Below are 718 nucleotides of genomic sequence, written 5' to 3' on the forward strand. Positions count from 1 at the left end.
GTTCGACGAGGATGACGTCGGCCCCGAGCTGGGCGAACAGCCGGCCGCAGTAGTTCGCGATCTCTCCGCCCAGGTCGAGGATGCGCAGGCCTTCCAGCGCGCCCGCAGGCGGCGTGGTCGTGGTCATCGCGTGCTCCTCTTCACTGAGTCGATATAATCTATATAATACACAATGGAATCGAAGCGCAAAGGATGCGGCCGCGGCTCGTGGCTTCCAGCGCCGTCCAGGCCCGTGGGTGGTGGGACGGGCGCACAGGCGTGGCACGCGCAGTGCCCCGCCTGCCGATGACGCGGGGTGCATCAGGGGCGGACGGGGCACTGCGCGTGCCGTCGAGTGTTGTCGGGTCAGCCTGGCGACGGATCCGCGCCGTACGCGCTCAGCGCGCAGGCGGATGCGGCGTCGTCGGCCGTGCTGCCCCTGTCGGGGAGCGAGGAGGTCACTGCGGGGACGAGTCGCTGTTCCGTGCCGCTCGCTCACCCAGCGCGACGCGGACATGCTCGGCCATCAGGCGTGCGGCTTCATCGCCGCGGCCTGCCTCCAGCGCGGCCAGCAGCGCCTCGTGTTCCTGCAGGAACTGCTCCACGCGTTCGGCGTTGTCCCACATGCTCGCCGAGCTCGGAATCGCCTTCTCCCAGATCGGCCGCATCACGTGGTCGGCCAGGTAGGGCGACCCGGCGCGCATCACGGCGAGGTGGAACTCGCGGTTGGCCCGGGAGA

General features: G+C 69.6%; 1 protein-coding gene. It reads right to left on the reverse strand.

Features of this window, described 5'->3' with window-relative positions:
* Positions 1-437: 437 nt before the first annotated feature.
* On the reverse strand, positions 438-718 hold a 281-nt coding region (locus tag NQ160_RS11870), incomplete at its 5' end, for an FCD domain-containing protein (RefSeq protein WP_257515443.1).

It is taken from the genome of Microbacterium sp. zg.Y909 (assembly GCF_024626565.1).